This window comes from Streptomyces sp. NPDC006283, from assembly GCF_040613325.1.
Taxonomy (GTDB): domain Bacteria; phylum Actinomycetota; class Actinomycetes; order Streptomycetales; family Streptomycetaceae; genus Streptomyces.
The window spans coordinates 1-15,841 of record NZ_JBEXRZ010000166.1; the positions used below are offsets into that span (position 1 = coordinate 1).

A 15,841-nucleotide genomic window follows, 5' to 3' on the forward strand; every position below is an offset into this window, starting at 1 on the left:
GGTGAGCTTGTCTACCAGGACCCAGTCGTCCTTCTGGAGAGTGTTCTGCATCGAACCCGAGGGCGGGCGAGCTCCCCGCCGCCCGCCGGCCGGACGCGGCGCGACAGCGTCGGGCGGCGGGGATGCTCGCCTGGTCAGAGCGGGTCGTGTCCCCAGTTCATCAGTGAGTAGCGCCACGGGGTGTCGGTGACATCGCCTTCAGGGCGTTGCTTGAGGTGCCGGTGGATGTAGCCCGTGACTTTACGCATGTGGGCGACGTCGTCCTCGCTGAGGTCGCTTGTCCTGGTGCGCAGAAGTTCGATGATGCGCCGGCCCGAGGCGTGTCCGACACTTTCACCGCCGTTCTTGCTCTGCCCGACGCTTTTCGACTCGTCGGTCTCCAGCCACTTCTCGAGCTTGCCTGCGGACATGTTGACCGCTTCTTTGAAGTCGCTGATGTTTTTGTCCCGGCCGTCGTCCTGCTTGGTCACGACTTCTTGCCCTTCTTTCGCAGGGCGTCGGGCTTGTGCACAGCGGAGCGGCCGGACTTGTCGCTCTCCACCTCGTACTGCGGTTCTTCCTCGGAGGCGTCCACCGTGCGGCCGGCGGTCTTTGTACGCTCGGTGATCTTGCGCTTGACCTTGCCGGTAACCGTCTGCCCGTGGCTGTTCCATGCGACCTTGTCGCCTCTGGCGACGTTCTTGTCCTTCGCCATGACTCTTCCTTTTCTGCAGCAGATGCGACCGGAGTGCACGCCTAAGTGTGCGCGTCGCTCGACGCTGATCGGGCGGTTCGGATCAGGGCGGCGACGAACGCGGCGAGGGCGATCAGGAGCCACACCCACAGGAATGGATGTGCACCCGCGTACGAGCAGCGCACCGCGCTGAGTCCCTCCGGTCAGCCGGTGTCGCCGTGGAGTACTCGTTCAGCGCCGCACGGGGCCGCAGGGCCGGCTCGGAGTCGTCGAGGTGGAAGTCGCCGAAGCCCAGCAGCGTGACCCGCTCCCCGCCCTTGAGGGCCTGGGCGATCGTTCCGGGCTGCTCCCCCGTCCCGGACAATGCGTCGATCTCCTGCTCGACCTGCTCCTGCGACAGCTGCCAGCCGTCCTCGGCTGTTGTTCGTACGGTCGCCTCGACCAGGGCGTTCTTGTCCATAGCGCTTCCTTCTCCGCCCTACGGTGTGGTGCGCCGCGGTCGACAGGGGAGGCAACCGCGAGACACCACACAAGTGACCGTCTGCTCCGTGATCCAAACACGGCCTTGCGAGGTCTGCGGGTCGCGCTGGAAGCCGTCCCTTCTCACAAGTGTGTCCGCCCTGACCTTCCCGAGTCGGCCTCGGGCGCCGGCGCCGCCGGCTCTGCTGTTCGCCCAGCCGGACAACTGCCGAGGAGGGGCGCGCGGTCACCAAATCAGGGCGCCGGAATGTCATCCAAGAGGAGTGTTTCGCACGAAGTGGCTTATGTGACGGACAGCGACACGAGCCCGTCACCTCCTCTCAGCAAAGGTGAAGCTCATGACCACCATCCATCGCTACAGGAGCGCCGCTCTCGCCGGAGCCGGGGCGCTTCTGGTCCCCCTCTCGCTGGCTGCCCTCGCGCCGGTCGCCCACGCAGGGCAGGTGACGGAGCCGTTCGGTCCCGCGTGCGCCTCCTTGCCGACCAGTGGTGAGGGCAGCGCCGCCGGCATGGCCGGCGACCCGGTCGCCGCCGCGGCGTCGAACACCCCCGAGCTGTCCACACTCGTCAGCGCCGTCCAGAAGGCCGGGCTGGTTGACACCTTGAACAATGCCGACGGCATCACGGTGTTCGCTCCGACCAACGACGCCTTCGAGAAGATCCCGAAGGCCGAGCTCGACAAGATCCTCAACGACAAGGAGCAGCTGACGGACCTGCTGACGTACCACGTGGTCGAGCAGGACGTCACCGTCGAAGAACTGCCCAAGGGGACGTTCACAACGCTCCAGGGTGGCCAGGTGACCACCTCCGGTTCCGGGGAGTCCTTCAAAGTGAACGACTCCGCGTCGATCGTCTGCGGAGACGTCGCCACCGAGAATGCCACCGTGCATCTCATCGACACCGTGCTGATGCCCAAGTCCTGACCGTTCAGCCGAAGCGCCGATGCTGCCCTCACCGGGGGCAGCACCGGCACATGCAGGCATGTGCGGCTGCAGTCGCGCCCCCGGTTACGTGTCCGCGGTCGCGCCGGTTGTGGGCTCAGATGCTGTCAATGAGTTCCGAGTGACCCTGCGACCGTGCACAGTGCGCACAGCAGAAGAACTGTCCTTCAACCTGCAATCCGTGGCCAAGGATCCTGCATCCGCAATGGTCGCAAACAGGAGCGAGACGGTGGGCCGCGCACTCGAGGCTGTCGAACACGTGCACCGCATCGCCTACCGTGTGCACTTCGAACGACAGGGCGTAGTTGTTGCCGCAGACTTCGCAGACAGCCATAGCCACTTCTCTCCTTCGCTGCGCGACACCAACAGACAGTCGACACCACCGCACAGGACCGGCCTCTTGCTCGAGCAAAGCACTTGTAGGGACGGAGGGCGACCTGAAGTCGTCGGACCCTGGTGCCGCCGCAGGTACCGGCACGGACAGCGCGCGCATCAGCCGTACGCGGCTGGTGGTGGCACCAACTGTTCTCGCGCAGCGGGACGGCTGCAGTTCACCGCATCCGCGCCTCGCCGCTCGGGATGGCGGCGGTGCCGCGACGGGCGAGGGATCAATTGCTTTGGGGAGAGGGATGAGGAACGGACCGCGCTGGGCCCGCTGGTTGGTGCCGCTGGTTCTGTTGGTCGTCTGGCTGGGCATCGGCGGAGCGCTCGGCCCGTACGCCGGAAAGCTGGGCGAGGTCGCCACCAACGATCAGGTTGCGTTCCTTCCGCGCAGCGCCGAATCCACCCAGGTGCTCGAGGCCCGCAAGGCGTTCGACCAGTCAGAGACCTTGCCGGCCATCGTCGTGTGGACTGCGGACAACGGCCGGGGGATTGAGGCGCAGGCCGCGGCCACGCAGGCGGTCAGCCGGCTCGCTGGGCGTCCGGGGATTGTCGGGCAGCCATCGCCGGCTCTGGCCTCCGAGGACGGTCGGGCCATGCAGGCCGTCGTCCAGCTGGAGCCGGACCTCGGAGAAGAACTACCTGCTGTTCTCGAAGAGGTACGCGATGCGGCGCAAGGCGTGCCGGGCTCAGCTGCCCAGATCGCCGGTCCGGCGGCGAATCAGGCCGATCTGTCCGACGCGTTCGCCGGCATCGACGGTTTGCTGCTGGGTGTGGCGCTTGTGGCCGTGTTGCTGATCCTGCTGCTGGTGTATCGGAGCGCCCTGCTGCCGTTCGTGATCATTCTGAGCGCGGTGTTCGCCCTCGGACTGGCGTGCGCCATCGTGTATGCGCTGGCGGAGCGGGATCAGGTCCGGGTGGACGGCCAGGTGCAGGGCATTCTCTCCATCCTGGTCATCGGCGCCGCCACCGACTACGCACTGCTGCTCACCGCGCGCTTCCGGGAGGAGCTGACGGCCGGCAAGGAGCGGACCGCCGCTGTCCTGGCCGCGGTACGCCGCTCGTTCGGCGCCGTCACCGCCAGCGCGGCCACCGTGGCCCTCGGCCTGCTGGCCCTGCTCGCCAGCGACCTCACCAACAACCGCGCTCTCGGACCCGTCGGCGCCATCGGCATCGTGTGCGCAGTGCTCTCCACCCTGACGTTCCTGCCGGCCGTACTGGCCCTGCTCGGCCGCGCCGCCTACTGGCCGGCCCGTCCGAAGCCATCAGACGACGCCACAGCAGAAGGACATGGTGTGTGGCACCGGGTCGCCGCGCTCGTCGACCGGACGCCACGGCGCGTGTGGATCTCGACCGCGCTTGTGCTCACGGCTTTCGCCGCCTTCTCCACGACGCTGTCCTCCAAGGGCGTGCCGCTCGACGAGATCTTCGTCAACGACGCGCCCTCGGTCGCTGCGCAGCAAACTCTCGGGGAGCACTTCCCAGGCGGCTCGGGAAACCCGGCCGTCGTCATTGCCGACGCCGACAAGGCAACAGAAGTGACGGCCGTCGCTGAACGTACCGACGGCGTGGCATCGGCAGCCGCCGTGTCCGCGTCGGGCCGGCCGGGCGCCGGTGAACCACTCGTCGCGGACGGCCGGGTACGCATCGACGCCACCCTCGAGGCGGCCGCCGACAGCGATGCCGCCAAGGAAACGGTGCAGCGGCTGCGCAACCAACCCCACGCTGTGCCGGGTGCCGACGCCTTGGTCGGCGGCTACACCGCGCAGCAGTACGACACGCAGCAGACAGCGGAACGCGACCGGACGGTCATCGTCCCCGTCGTACTCGGCATCATCCTGCTGATCCTGGTTCTGCTGCTGCGCTCGCTGCTGATCCCCTTGCTGCTGGTTGCGACAGTGGCGCTCAACTTCCTTGCCACGATCGGCGTGTCGGCGCTCGTCTTCGAGCATCTTCTCGGGTTCAGCGGCACGGACGCGTCGGTGCCGCTGTACGGATTCGTGTTCCTCGTGGCGCTCGGCGTCGACTACAACATCTTCCTCATGTCCCGGGTAAGGGAGGAGACACGCACACACGGCACCCGCGCGGGCGTGCTACGGGGCCTGACCACGACCGGCGGGGTCATCACCTCCGCGGGCGTAGTGCTCGCGGCGACGTTCGCGGCCCTGATGGTGATCCCCCTGGCCTTCCTGGTCGAGATCGCGTTCATCGTCGCCTTCGGTGTCCTGCTCGACACCCTCGTGGTCCGCTCGCTCCTGGTGCCCGCGCTGGTGATCGACGTCGGCCCGAAGGCGTGGTGGCCGAGCGCGCTGGCCCGCCGGTGTGAGCCCGGCGTCGCGGCAGCAGAGGGCAGCGTGCAGGCGTAGTCGAAGGAGGTACCGGACCCTGCACGTCGACTGGCGCATCGGCGCACGCCATTTCCTGGACCTGCTGGTGGACGGGAACATCGTCAACAACCAGCTCAACTGGCAGTGGATCGCCGGTACCGGCACGGACACCCGCCCCCACCGCGTGCTCAACCCGGTCATCCAGGGCAAACACGTCGACCCCCAGGGCACGTACGTGCGCCGCTGGGTTCCGGAACCTGGGGACGTGGCGAGCAACCGCGTCCACGAACCGTGGCGGCTGCCCGAGCAGGAACGGGTACGTCTGGATTACCCGGAGCCGCTGATCGACCTCGCAGACGGCCTGGACCGCTTCAAGCACGCCCGCTGCCGGAATTGAGGTAGAAATGCCGCATGCACTGGCTCTTCGGCTCGGACCACACTTTCTGCGTCCCTCCGAGGGGCAGCAGGCTCTTACGCGATGCACCTCTGCTGATGATCGAGGCTCGGTCGGTGTTGCGCCGCCGCCGATTCCACCGCGCCATGGCGCACCTGGTGCTGTCCGCCATGCGCCACCGGGCGGCCGAACTCGGCGACCGAGTCATCTACGTCCGCGCTGACACCTACCGGGAGGGGCTGGCACGGGCGGCAGGCAGCAACCCTGTGACCGTTCACCATCCCACCTCGTACGCGGCCGTGAGGCTGGTGCGCTCCTTGACTCGAGTCGAGATGGGACCCGCGCGGGGATTCCTGGTGCCGATGGCCGACTTCGCGGCGTGGGCGGACCGCCACGGCGGCAAACGGCTGCGTCAGGAGGACTTCTACCGGTGGGTGCGGCACGGGCATGACCTGCTGATGGACGGTGACGCGCCGGCCGGCGGCCGGTGGAACTACGACCAGGACAACCGGCAGCCACCGCCACGAGAAGCATCTGCCCTGCCCGTTCCGGCCCCTACCGGCCGCGTGAGGACGAAATCGACGACGAGGTCCGTCACGACCTGGACCGGTGGGAGCAGGAGGGCGACGTGTCCTTCGTCGGCCGGGACGGACCGCGCCTGTTCCCCGCGACCCGAGCCGAGGCGCGCAGCGCTCTGAAACGCTTCCTCGAGCACCGGCTGCCCACGTTCGGGCTCTACGAGGACGCGATGCTGGCCGCCGACCCGGTCATGAGCCACAGTCTGCTGTCGTCGTCACTCAACCTGGGCCTGCTCGACCCGGCGGAATGCGTGGAAGCGGCGGAGGCTGCCTGGCGGGACGGACAGGCGCCGCTGAACAGTGTGGAAGGCTTCATCCGTCAGATCGCGGGCTGGCGCGAGTACGTGTGGCAGCTGTACTGGTCTTTCGGCGAGGACTACCGCAACTCGAACGTGCTGCGGCACACGACTGAGCTGCCCGGCTGGTGGAACGACCTCGACGCCGACGACGTTCGGGCGCGCTGCCTGCACAGCGTCCTGGCCCAGGGTGCGTAACACCGGGTGGACGCATCACATCCCCCGGCTGATGGTGCTGGGCAGTTTTGCGCTGCAGCGCGGATGGGACCCGGCCGCGGTCACGGACTGGTTCCACCGCTGCTTCGTGGACGGCTACGACTGGGTCATGGTGCCCAACGCCGTCGGTATGTCCCAGTACGCCGACGGCGGACGGATGACCACCAAGCCCTACACGTCCGGCGGCGCCTACGTGAACCGAATGAGCGACCTGTGCGGACCCTGCGTCTACCGGCCGGGCGACCGGGTCGGAGAGCACGCCTGCCCCTACACCGGCGGGTACTGGGCCTTCCTCGACCGGCACCGGGCGCGGCTTGAGCACAACCACCGCACCCGCCAGGCCGTGCGAGGTCTGGACCGGCTCGGCGACCTGGACGAAGTCCGCCGTCAGCAGCGGGCACGCGGTGACAGACCGCCCTGAGCCGCCTCGTGTGAGCCATCGGGGTGAGCCGCTCCGGTGCGGAGGGCGCACCGGGCAGGAATGACCGCATCCGCGCACCGTCCGGAGTCCGAAGTGCTCGGGATGCACGCAACCAGGACCGAAAGGGTGTCCATGCTCGGTACACGCATGACGCGGGCGACGGGGGTTCGCACCGCCGACCGTGCAGGCCACGACGAAGTCCCGGTCACGCCGCACGCCGCGGTGATGGCCGTCGATGCCGTCCTTGCGGAGTATCTCGAGGAGCGGCTGCGCGAGGCCCAGGAAGTGGACGCCGTGTCCGCCCGGGAGATGGCGGGCCGGGTCGCCGCATTCGTGCAACGCGGCGGGAAGCGACTGAGGACCGCTTTCCTCTGGTGCGGATGGCGGGCCGCCGGCGCCGGCGGCGACCCGAGGACTTTGCTGCGGGTCGGGGCGGCCCTCGAGCTTGTCCAAGCATGCGCCCTCATACACGACGACGTCATGGACGGATCGCCGATGCGGCGAGGTGCGCCGACCATGCACGCCGACTTTGCCCGCATGCACCAGGCAGCCGCCATGACCGGCTCTGAGCAGCCGTATGCGACCGCCGCGGCCGTCCTCGCGGGTGACCTGGCCCTGGCCTGGGCAGACGACCTGCTCACCGAGACCGCGCTGACCTGTCCGTATGGAACGCAGCTGCACCGCGAATGGCGTGCCCTGCGGGGCGAGATGGTCGCCGGCCAGTACCTGGACCTGCGCGCCCAGGCCAACGGTTCGTCCGCCGAGGACGAAGCCCTCAATATCGCGACCTTGAAGAGCGCGCTCTACACCGTGGAACGACCGCTCGCTCTGGGCGCGTGTCTGACCGGGGCCGGCGCCCGCACCATGGACGCGCTGCGGGCAGCCGGCCGGCGCGCGGGCCTTGCCTTCCAGCTGCGCGACGACGTGCTGGGCGCCTTCGGCGACCCGGCGGTGACGGGCAAACCGGCGGACGAGGATCTGCGCGGGCGGAAGCTTACGTACCTCCTCGCGCTCGCCGTCCGGTTGGCGGCCGAGTCCGGGGACGCCGAAGCGGCTGCGGCACTGAGTCCTAAGGACGTCATGCGCTCGGATGACGAGGTTTCCCTCATGCGCGCCGCCCTGGAGCGCACGGGGGCCCGCGCCGCGGTGGAGGCGGAGATTGCCCGTCTGTCGGCACTGAGCGTGCGCCACTTCGAGGACAGCGGCGCACATCACCACGTCCTGCGGCAGTTCGCCTCGCTGGTGGAGAAGGCCGTGGGCACCGCGCCCGCCCGGAACGAGGAGGACGCGTGAAGACCGTTCCGGGACCGAGCGAGCACGTCGTGGTCGTCGGGGGCCGGCCTGTCAGGCCTCGCCACCACCCTGCATCTCCTCGGCGCGGGGCGCCGGGTGACTCTCGTGGAGCGGGACGTCGGACCTGGCGGCCGTGCGGGCATGCTGGAGCTCGGTGACTACCGGCTCTACACCGGCCCCAGGGCCGATGGGGGTGCGCAGGCCGAGGCCGACCTCGCCGGCCGCAGCTGCGCTGATGGCACCTGTGGCAACGGCAACCAGGACACGTGCGCCGTTGAGTTTCACGCCCCATCCGTCTTCCGGATCCGCTGGGCATCTCCACTTCCGTCAGTCGCCCTGGCGCGGATGCACCGCGCGGCCCTGCGCAGTCACCGTCGTGACAGATCGGCCAGCACTTCCCGCGCGGCACGCGTACCCGATGCCAGGGCGCCTTGCACCGATCCGGTCGCCCGGTGATCACCGCAGACATACCGCGCTGGTGCGTAGCGGGTCGTGCGGCTCAGCGGCCAAGGCGGCTGCATCACCGGCAGAGCAGCTTCGACGGTGTAGGTGGCGACCAGTGTCCACGCGCTCGTGTCGGCCCCGTACAACTCGGCCAGGCGGCTCCGTACGACGGACTCCCGTGCCGGTGTGTCGCCACCCAGCACTGAGGTCGACACCAGAGCGGCGCCCGGCGGGGCGTAGGTGGACGTGACCTCGCTGAGGACACAGGTGTTCAGGAGGGTCAGGCTGCTGTCCACGACCAGCGTCGGTTCGTCCATCGGGGAGGTGCCGGCCGCGTGGTAGTAGGTGGTCACCGTGCGGCTGCCCGGCACCTGCAGGCCCGGCAGCAGAAGCGCGGCGGTGGTGGCGTCCGTCGCAACGACGACCGTGTGGGCCGGTCGTTCGTGGCCGTCTTCCAGCAGCACACCTGAGTCGGTGACCGCGGCGACGGGTGTGTCGAGCCGGAGCGTGCCGTCCGGCAGACCTGCGGCGAGCTGAGCAGGCACGGCACCGATACCTTCGGCGGGCAGGCAGAGCGTGCCGCGCGCCGTGCTGCGCCAGACGAGGTGGAAGAAGCGGGCGGAGGTTTCCAGCTCGCTCTCGAGAAAGACTCCGGCCAAGAAGGGACGCAGCAGGTGCTCGATCGCACGCGGCGAGATTCCTGCCTTGATGAGCGCTGCCGAGGTGGTCCGGTCGGCGTTGTGCTTGAGAACTGCGGCGGGCAGCAGGGCGTCGCGCATCGTGAGGGCGGCGAGCGCGGCAAGGTCGCGTGCCGACAGGACGCGTCCTGGCAGCAGACTCGCTGCCGCCCGTGGGCGCCTGGTGGGGTCGGCGATGCGCACCTGCCGCGTGGGAGTGGCGGCGACGACGCCCGGGGTAAAGGGCCTCAGCCGCAGATCACGTAGGTTCAGGCGTCTCTTGACCTGGGGATAGGCGGTGTTGAAGACCTGGAAGCCTCGGTCCAGCAGGAAGCCGTCCTTGTGGTCGGTGCGCATCCGGCCGCCGACGCCGTCGGAGGCTTCGAGCAATTCGACCCGCAGTCCGGCCCGACCCAGATCCAAAGCGCAGGCGATGCCCGCGAGACCGGCACCGACGACGACAGCATCCGGCGCCCGGTGGTGCTGATGGCCCATCAGGTGGCCCTCCCTTCTGCTCCGCTATCGGCGCGTTGCCCAGCGGACCATGATCCGGGGGCTGATGCCAGGCGCCGTGACGCACGTAGCCTCATCGGGTGACCGGTGAGGCGTCACCCGATGACGGACGGCTCCAGAGCGGTCAACGCCTCCGCCAGCCCCGTGGGGTGCAGAACACCCGGCACCGACTGTCCGGTCCACCCGGGGCCGAGCGTCAGCACGACAGGGCTCCTGCGGGCTCCGAGTACACCCCACTCCATGGCGGCGACATGCTGCGCCAGTGGGCGACTGGCAGTCGTACGGGACTGAGCCCAGAGACCTACAGCCGCGGGTCCGGTCCTGCGGATCGCCTCCACGAGCGCCTCGACCGGCAGGGCGGCTCCGAACATACGCACCGGAAGGCCCCGTTCGGCGAGTGCGGCGGTGAGGGCCTCCAGCGGCAGCGTGTGGTTCTCACCAGGTACGCAGGCCAGCAGGATCGTGCGGCCGGGCCGGTCTTTCGCAGCCGGGGGCGCGGAACGGCGCAGAGCGCCGGCGATGTGCCACGAGAGGAAGTGCTCGACCTCGACGTACTTCTCGCCGGAGTTCTCCCATTTACGGCCGACGGCCTGGAGCGTCGGCATGATCACCTCATGCCAGGCGGCCACCAGCCCGTAGTCGGAGATCACCGCCTTCAGCAGTTCGTCGAGGGCAGCGGCGTCGAGGCGAAGGGCGGCGCGTGCCAAGCCTTTGCACTCCTGGCGGGCGTCGCCCAGTTGCAAGCCGGCCCCGACATGACGGCGCATGCCGCGCCGCCGCAGCGAAGGAGGAGCCGGCTCGGGTGCGCCGCGGTCAGCCCCGAGGCGCGCGTCCCCACGGGCGAGCCTCGCTGCCTCGGCGGGTGCCAGGCCTGTCGCGGTCAGCGCGCACATCCGCTCTAGTCTGGCGACGTCTGCTGCGGTCCAGCGGCGGTGTTTCCCACCGGTGTGCCGGTCGGGACCGATTCCGTAGCGGCGGTCCCAGGAGCGCACCGTAGTCGGAGCGACGCCGAGGCGTCTGGCCACCTCCCCCGTCGTGAGGCCGCCCTCCTGTCCGGGCTTGGGTTCGTCGAAGAGAGTCACATCCCGAGCATACGACGCATAAACGATGCGTGTTGCTTGCGTCGTTTGTGCGTCCAAGACTGATGGCAACGGACAGCACGGCAGCCCGGCATGCGGGTGAATCGGTACGGCGGTTGCGGGGTCCCTTGAGCACCGGACCTGCGCACCCGGCTTCGACAGGAGGAACGGAGATGAGCACGATCTCGCGACCGGCCGAACAGCGGCGTTCCCCCGTCGAGAGCACGCAGCGCGACGAATTCGGTCGGGGTCCCCTCGCCGCGGACGAGGGCACTTTCGCCGCCGTCTACAAGCGCTGGAGCCCTCTCGTCCACACCCTGGCGAACCGCTGTCTCGGCGACGCCCAGGAGGCCGAGGACGTTACGCAGCAGGTCTTCCTCGCCGCCTGGCGCGGGCGAGCCGGCTTTCATCCGGAGCGCGGACCACTGGGCGCCTGGCTCGTCGGCATCGCACGCCGAAAGATCGTCGATGCGCTCGCCGCCAGAACACGGCGCCTGCGGATCGTCGAGGTGGCTTCCCGCAACGTTGCCATGTCGGCATCGCAAGAGGCGGCGGGACCGGTCCCTGAAGCGGCCGTGGAGCGCGTACTCCTCGTCGACGAACTCCTGCGGCTGCCGAACCCACAACGGGAGGTGCTCTGCATGGCGTTCTACCAGGACCTGACACACATGCAGATCGCCGAGTGCACCGGCCTCCCACTCGGCACGGTCAAAAGCCACGCCCGCAGGGGCCTGCACCGACTCCGCCTCAGCATTGAGCAGGGGCACGCTGCGGACGCAGACGGGCGGTCCCGCTGATCGCGCTCGGCGCCCTCGAAGCGAGCACTTGGCTACCGCTCGGCTGCCTCGACGGCGGTCCTGATCCCGTGCAGCGCCTTCTGCAGCCCGTCGTTGGCCTGGTCGCCTTCGGTACGTTCCGTGTGCATCTCGACGCTTGGACGGGATGTCTCCGCGCCGGCGCCCGGGCCGACGCGGACGCAGCCGTGCCAGTCATTGGGTCCGGGTGCACCCCCTTCCAGGGTCTTTCCCTGTTCGGCAACACTGATCTTCCCGGCGAGGCGAAGGGTGCCGATGGCGAGGGTGCGCCAGGTCCGCCATGGCGCGGGGTGCGGAGCCGGTTCGCAGCTGGGAGGCTCGGCCCGTGATACCCCTCAGCCTCTCGCATCGAGCTGAGGGTCATCCGGCTGATCGTCGGTCGGCTGTCGCAGGCCTTCTACAACACCATCCCGGGGAGTTGGCCGGACACAGAGGAGAGAATCTGGCGCGACCGCAGCCCCGCTGGAACGCTTTTGCCTCCTGACGGAGCATCATCGACGGTGGAAGAGGCACCCATGAGTCGACGCGCACGTTCCACCCGTTCACGACGGATCGGGATCACCATCGGAGCCGTGACCTCCGCGGCGGCTCTGGGCATGCTGGCATCGGCACCCGCGCAGGCCTACGCCAGCGGCTACATCGAGAGCTACCGCTCCACGAAGGGCGGCTACGGCATCAACTGCGACACCCGGGAGATCTACCGCGACGGATGGTAGGGCGATCCGAGTTGGTCGGCGCCGGACGACGAGAAGTGGCCCCACCCCTCGGGCGGGTAGACGACGACTCACCGCGGTTCTTGACTGCCTCTTCTCACCGGCTGCGCTTGCGCGCAGGCCACCCACCGGCCCGGCAGGCGAACGCTTGGCGGAGCCAACGCTCACCGTTCCGGTGGGGCCGCCGGCGGCCGTTAGAGTGCGTGAATGAAGCGGATGCAGCGGGCCGCCGGCTCAGCAGTGGGTGACGCCTTGGGCGGCCCCTTCGAGTTCGGCCCCCCGGGAGCGTTCTCCGCGCGGTTTCCCGTGCCTGGTGCCGGTGGCGAGATGGGCGGAGGCGGCGGCTGGGACCCGGGCGAGGCCACCGACGACACGCAGATGGCCGTCCTGGTCGCGGAGTCCCTGCTGGAGCGGGGCGGACTGGATCTGCCGGACATCTTCGCCCGCTTCCAGCGATGGGCGGCATCGGACCCCAAGGACATCGGCTTGCAGACGGAAGATGTCCTCACCAATGGCCAAACCTGGGACCTCGCCGCCGCGATCCACTTCCAGGGCAATCAGCGAGCTGCTGGAAACGGCTCCTTGATGCGGGCATCGACATCCGCGGTCCACTTCGCTCCCGCCGGCCAAGAAGCGACCATGGACGCGGCCCGCCGCATCGCTGCCCTCACGCACGGCGACCGCGCGGCCTGGGAAGGCACCGCGATCTTCCACGAACTCATCCGCGTCACGTTCGAAGACACCGACCCCCTCACGGCGCTCCCGGACATCCTGGCTCTTGTCCATCCCGACCACCGCGGGCGCTACGCCACAGTCCTCGCGCCCGACTGGCACCCCGATCAGGCGACTGAGTTCAACGGTGCCGTCTGGGCCTGCCTGGGCTCCGCAGTCTGGGCCCTGCGCACCACCACCAACTTCGAAGACGCGATACGCGCGGCGATCGACCTTGGCGGTGACACGGACACCGTCGCCGCGGTGACCGGAGGCCTCGCGGGGGCGTACTACGAGCTGGGTGCGATCCCCGCCCACTGGACCCAGCCGCTCCATGTCTCCCTCCCCGGGTTCGACGGACGGGTGCTGCACCTGGCAGATCTGCTCCGCCTTGCGCACCGCCTCGGAGGCTGAACCGAGCGCCAGGGCGATGCCGATGTCGATGTCGACCGGCGACGACCGGCGCAGGGCAGCGACGTCGGTGATCGGAGGCCCTGCCCTGGACCGCCCCGAGTGCACCGGCCCCGGCGACCCGGACAAGGGTGACAGCATCGTCGGACCATCCCGCGGGTGCGGGGAGCAGCCACAGTTGTTGCGACCGTAGGCGTGCCCCGGGGACAAGGGCGGCGGACGGGACCCGGGAGCCGGAGCCCGGCGCGCCGCCGAGAGTCGGACCAGCCCGGGGAGGGAGCCGCACGCGGCTGGGCGTCGGACCGAGCCGGACGGGTGGGGGACCCGGGGGCGGCGTCAGTCGGTGGTGATCCCCTGCGCGGTGTGTGCCAGGGCGTCGAGGACCGGGCTGATGAGCGGATGCGTCTCCGCCCCGCGGCGTACCGCGGCGAAGACGCGGCGCGTGGGCGCCGGGCCCGCGACGGGCCGGACGACCGTGTCCCGCAGCTCCATGCCGCGCAGGGCGGAGCGCGGCACCAGCGCGACTCCGGCACCCGCTCCGGCGAGAGCGACGACGGCGCGGAAGTCGTCGGAGGAGTGCACGAGCCGCGGCTCGAACCCGGCCAGCTCGCATGCCAGCAGGACCATGTCGTGGCACGGGTTGCCCGGGTAGGGGCCGATCCAGTCGCTGTCGCCGAACGCGGCCAGCTCCACGCGCTCCTGCGCGGCCAGCGGATGGTCGGCGCGCAGGACCGCGTCGAAGGGCTCCGCGTACAGCGGGACCCGTGCGAGTCGCCGGTCGTCCGCGCCCGGCGCTCCCCGGTACTCCACCGCGACGGCGAGGTCCGCCTCTCCGTCGAGCACGAGGGGCAGGCTCTCGTCGCCCTCCGCGTCCCGTACCCGCACGCGAATGCGGGGGCGGTCGTGCGACAAGCGGTCCATGGCCGGCGCGACGACCTCGGCGATGCCCGTGGCGAACGCGGCGACGGTCACCTCTCCGGCCGCGCCGCCCGCGTACGCGGCGAGTTCGGCCTCGGCCCGTTCCAGCTGGGCGAGGACCATGTGCGTGTGGGTCAGCAGGATCTCGCCCGCCGCCGTCAGCCGCACGCCCTTGCCGCTGCGGATCAGCAGGGCGTGGCCGGTCTCCTGCTCGAGGGCATTGAGCTGCTGGGAGACGGCGGAGGGGGTCAGATACAGCGCGGAGGCCGCGGCGGTCACCGTACGGTGGTCCGCCACGGCCCGCAGAATACGCAGCCGGCGGGGGTCGATCACCCGGCCATTGTCGCGCGTGCGTCGACGAAGGCCGCCACCGCCCGCTCCACGTCCTTGGTGGAGTGCGCGGCGGACAGCTGGACGCGGATGCGTGCCTGCCCCATGGGGACGACCGGGTACGAGAAGCCGATGACGTACACGCCGCGCTCGAGCAGCAGTTCCGCCATGCGGCCGGCCTCGGCGGCGTCGCCGATCATCACGGGGGCGATGGCGTGGTCGCCGGGCAGGATCTCGAAGCCCGCCTCGGTCATCCTGGTGCGGAACAGCTCGGTGTTGGCGGCAAGCTTCTCCCGCAGGTCCCCGGCCGACTCCAGCAGGTCGAGGACCTTGAGGGAGGCGGCGGCGATGACGGGGGCGAGGGAGTTGGAGAAGAGGTACGGGCGGGAGCGCTGACGCAGCAGCTCGACGATCTCCGCTCGTGCGGCGACGTAGCCGCCCGAGGCACCGCCGAGTGCCTTGCCGAGGGTGCCGGTGATGATGTCGACACGGTCCATCACGCCGTGCAGTTCCGGGGTGCCCCGGCCACCGGGGCCGACGAAGCCGACGGCGTGCGAGTCGTCGACCATGACCATGGCGTCGTAGCGGTCGGCGAGGTCGCAGATCTCGGCGAGCGGGGCGACGTAACCGTCCATGGAGAAGACGCCGTCGGTGACGACGAGGCGGCGGCGGGCGTCCTGGGTCTCCTTGAGCTGCTGCTCGAGGTCGGCGAGGTCGCGGTTGGCGTAGCGGTGGCGGCGCGCCTTGGACAGGCGGATGCCGTCGATGATGGAGGCGTGGTTGAGGGCGTCGGAGATGACGGCGTCCTCGGGGCCGAGGAGGGTCTCGAAGACTCCGCCGTTGGCGTCGAAGCAGGAGGAGTAGAGGATCGTGTCCTCCTGGCCGAGGAACGCGGCGAGGCGCTGCTCGAGCTCCTTGTGGATCTCCTGGGTGCCGCAGATGAAGCGGACGGACGCCATGCCGTAGCCCCACCGGTCGAGCGCGCCCTTGGCGGCGGCGACGACGTCGGGGTGGTCGGCGAGGCCGAGGTAGTTGTTGGCGCAGAAGTTGAGCACGTCGCCGGGCGCGCCGCCGGCGGTGACGCCCACCGAGGCGCTCTGGGGGGTGCCGATGACACGCTCGGGCTTGTAGAGGCCCGCGTCGCGGATCTCGTCGAGGGTGGCGCGGAGTTCGTCGCGGACGGACGCGTACATGAGGGGTTCTCCTAGGGTCTTTCGTTCGGATCAGGCC

At 69.7% G+C, this 15,841-nt stretch carries 14 protein-coding genes and 3 pseudogenes; 9 read left to right on the forward strand and 8 right to left on the reverse strand.

Annotated features, from left to right (window positions below; translation table 11 throughout):
- Positions 1-134 precede the first annotated feature (134 nt).
- The 3 genes from ABZ070_RS27005 to ABZ070_RS27015 form a co-directional block, all read right to left on the reverse strand.
- A complete protein-coding gene (locus ABZ070_RS27005; RefSeq protein WP_356637936.1) occupies positions 135-470 on the reverse strand; it encodes a DUF3140 domain-containing protein in 336 nt (111 codons plus the stop codon).
- Entirely contained in the window at positions 467-694 is a 228-nt protein-coding gene (locus ABZ070_RS27010) for a DUF2945 domain-containing protein (protein WP_356637937.1), read from the reverse strand. Before ABZ070_RS27010 ends, ABZ070_RS27005 begins: the two co-directional genes overlap by 4 nt.
- Before the next feature lie 112 nt (positions 695-806).
- Positions 807-1,133 carry a DNA-binding protein gene (locus ABZ070_RS27015; protein ID WP_356637938.1) on the reverse strand — a complete coding sequence of 109 codons (327 nt, stop codon included), beginning with the start codon at positions 1,131-1,133 and terminating at the stop codon, positions 807-809.
- Between the two features lie 358 nt (positions 1,134-1,491).
- Between ABZ070_RS27015 and ABZ070_RS27020 the strand changes: the two genes are divergently transcribed.
- On the forward strand, positions 1,492-2,076 hold the full coding sequence (locus ABZ070_RS27020) for a fasciclin domain-containing protein (protein WP_356637939.1): 585 nt from the start codon (positions 1,492-1,494) through the stop codon (positions 2,074-2,076).
- Positions 2,077-2,191: 115 nt separating this feature from the next.
- Here the strand turns inward: ABZ070_RS27020 and ABZ070_RS27025 are convergent, their stop codons facing one another.
- On the reverse strand, positions 2,192-2,428 hold the full coding sequence (locus ABZ070_RS27025; RefSeq protein WP_356637940.1) for a hypothetical protein: 237 nt from the start codon (positions 2,426-2,428) through the stop codon (positions 2,192-2,194).
- A gap of 295 nt (positions 2,429-2,723) precedes the next feature.
- Between ABZ070_RS27025 and ABZ070_RS27030 the strand changes: the two genes are divergently transcribed.
- From ABZ070_RS27030 to ABZ070_RS27050, 5 genes and pseudogenes are all read left to right on the forward strand, one after another.
- Positions 2,724-4,841, forward strand: coding sequence for an MMPL family transporter (locus ABZ070_RS27030; protein ID WP_356637941.1), 2,118 nt, complete (start codon positions 2,724-2,726; stop codon positions 4,839-4,841).
- 13 nt (positions 4,842-4,854) lie between these two features.
- Positions 4,855-5,199 (forward strand): annotated as a pseudogene (locus ABZ070_RS27035) (FAD-binding domain-containing protein); the annotation flags it as partial.
- Positions 5,200-5,213: 14 nt separating this feature from the next.
- Positions 5,214-6,707: pseudogene (locus tag ABZ070_RS27040) on the forward strand (cryptochrome/photolyase family protein).
- A gap of 225 nt (positions 6,708-6,932) precedes the next feature.
- The gene (locus ABZ070_RS27045; RefSeq protein WP_356637949.1) at positions 6,933-8,000 is read left to right on the forward strand and encodes a polyprenyl synthetase family protein; all 1,068 of its coding nucleotides are present in this window, start codon (positions 6,933-6,935) and stop codon (positions 7,998-8,000) included.
- A pseudogene (locus tag ABZ070_RS27050) lies at positions 7,997-8,279 on the forward strand (FAD-dependent oxidoreductase); the annotation flags it as partial. The gene ABZ070_RS27045 and the pseudogene ABZ070_RS27050, both read left to right, overlap by 4 nt.
- Positions 8,280-8,368: 89 nt before the next feature.
- On the opposite strand, the gene ABZ070_RS27055 reads toward ABZ070_RS27050, so the two are convergent.
- The gene (locus tag ABZ070_RS27055; RefSeq protein ID WP_356637942.1) at positions 8,369-9,616 is read right to left on the reverse strand and encodes an NAD(P)/FAD-dependent oxidoreductase; all 1,248 of its coding nucleotides are present in this window, start codon (positions 9,614-9,616) and stop codon (positions 8,369-8,371) included.
- A 113-nt stretch (positions 9,617-9,729) separates the two neighbouring features.
- Positions 9,730-10,716 (reverse strand): MerR family transcriptional regulator, encoded by a 987-nt coding sequence (locus ABZ070_RS27060; protein WP_356637943.1) that lies wholly within the window; start codon positions 10,714-10,716, stop codon positions 9,730-9,732.
- Positions 10,717-10,886: 170 nt separating this feature from the next.
- On the opposite strand from ABZ070_RS27060, the gene ABZ070_RS27065 reads away from it, so the two are divergent.
- From ABZ070_RS27065 to ABZ070_RS27075, 3 genes are all read left to right on the forward strand, one after another.
- The gene (locus ABZ070_RS27065) at positions 10,887-11,510 is read left to right on the forward strand and encodes a sigma-70 family RNA polymerase sigma factor (protein WP_356637944.1); all 624 of its coding nucleotides are present in this window, start codon (positions 10,887-10,889) and stop codon (positions 11,508-11,510) included.
- Between the two features lie 533 nt (positions 11,511-12,043).
- On the forward strand, positions 12,044-12,244 hold the full coding sequence (locus tag ABZ070_RS27070; RefSeq protein WP_356637945.1) for a hypothetical protein: 201 nt from the start codon (positions 12,044-12,046) through the stop codon (positions 12,242-12,244).
- 204 nt (positions 12,245-12,448) lie between these two features.
- Complete coding sequence (locus ABZ070_RS27075) at positions 12,449-13,366, forward strand: ADP-ribosylglycohydrolase family protein (RefSeq protein WP_356637946.1); 918 nt, start codon at positions 12,449-12,451, stop codon at positions 13,364-13,366.
- 333 nt (positions 13,367-13,699) lie between these two features.
- Here ABZ070_RS27075 and ABZ070_RS27080 read toward each other — a convergent pair whose 3' ends face one another.
- Together ABZ070_RS27080 and ABZ070_RS27085 are read right to left on the reverse strand one after the other, a co-directional pair.
- Positions 13,700-14,614, reverse strand: coding sequence for a LysR family transcriptional regulator (locus ABZ070_RS27080; RefSeq protein WP_356637947.1), 915 nt, complete (start codon positions 14,612-14,614; stop codon positions 13,700-13,702).
- Positions 14,611-15,804 (reverse strand): glycine C-acetyltransferase, encoded by a 1,194-nt coding sequence (locus tag ABZ070_RS27085; RefSeq protein ID WP_356637948.1) that lies wholly within the window; start codon positions 15,802-15,804, stop codon positions 14,611-14,613. Before ABZ070_RS27085 ends, ABZ070_RS27080 begins: the two co-directional genes overlap by 4 nt.
- Between the last annotated feature and the right edge of the window lie 37 nt (positions 15,805-15,841).

Excerpts from the sequence above, each read along its gene's own strand:
- ABZ070_RS27010 (WP_356637937.1), bottom strand. The coding sequence starts at position 694 with ATGGCGAAGGACAAGAACGTCGCCAGAGGCGACAAGGTCGCATGGAAC.
- ABZ070_RS27015 (WP_356637938.1), bottom strand. The coding sequence starts at position 1,133 with ATGGACAAGAACGCCCTGGTCGAGGCGACCGTACGAACAACAGCCGAG.
- ABZ070_RS27020 (WP_356637939.1), top strand. The coding sequence starts at position 1,492 with ATGACCACCATCCATCGCTACAGGAGCGCCGCTCTCGCCGGAGCCGGG.
- ABZ070_RS27025 (WP_356637940.1), bottom strand. The coding sequence starts at position 2,428 with ATGGCTGTCTGCGAAGTCTGCGGCAACAACTACGCCCTGTCGTTCGAA.
- ABZ070_RS27030 (WP_356637941.1), top strand. The coding sequence starts at position 2,724 with ATGAGGAACGGACCGCGCTGGGCCCGCTGGTTGGTGCCGCTGGTTCTG.
- ABZ070_RS27045 (WP_356637949.1), top strand. The coding sequence starts at position 6,933 with ATGGCCGTCGATGCCGTCCTTGCGGAGTATCTCGAGGAGCGGCTGCGC.
- ABZ070_RS27055 (WP_356637942.1), bottom strand. The coding sequence starts at position 9,616 with ATGGGCCATCAGCACCACCGGGCGCCGGATGCTGTCGTCGTCGGTGCC.
- ABZ070_RS27065 (WP_356637944.1), top strand. The coding sequence starts at position 10,887 with ATGAGCACGATCTCGCGACCGGCCGAACAGCGGCGTTCCCCCGTCGAG.
- ABZ070_RS27070 (WP_356637945.1), top strand. The coding sequence starts at position 12,044 with ATGAGTCGACGCGCACGTTCCACCCGTTCACGACGGATCGGGATCACC.
- ABZ070_RS27075 (WP_356637946.1), top strand. The coding sequence starts at position 12,449 with ATGAAGCGGATGCAGCGGGCCGCCGGCTCAGCAGTGGGTGACGCCTTG.
- ABZ070_RS27085 (WP_356637948.1), bottom strand. The coding sequence starts at position 15,804 with ATGTACGCGTCCGTCCGCGACGAACTCCGCGCCACCCTCGACGAGATC.